We start from the raw sequence: 246 nt of genomic DNA on the forward strand, positions 1-246 counted from the left end.
GGCGAACTGCAAAAACAGCCGTTGATCGATGCGCTCGTTAAGAAAATCGAGCCGCTGAAGCTCAAGACGCTCAACGAGGTCGTTACCGTGTGCCGGGGTTCGCGCGAACGTGCGCCGGGCGGCGGCCGTAAGCCGGGCATCCGGTTCGACACGGCACATATGCATGTGACTGTTCCGCCGAGTGCGCAGCAGGAAGAATTGCTCGAAATTGCGGGAAAGCTGATGACGCTGGCGCAAGATATCGTG

General features: G+C 59.3%; 1 protein-coding gene. It reads left to right on the forward strand.

All coding sequences use genetic code 11. From position 1 onward, the window contains the following. A partial coding sequence (locus AC1RPG_RS08925; RefSeq protein ID WP_481762628.1) for a hypothetical protein occupies positions 1-246 on the forward strand: 246 nt, incomplete at both ends.

The sequence above is a fragment of the Dellaglioa sp. CoH-57-MRSF-18 genome (assembly GCF_056781995.1).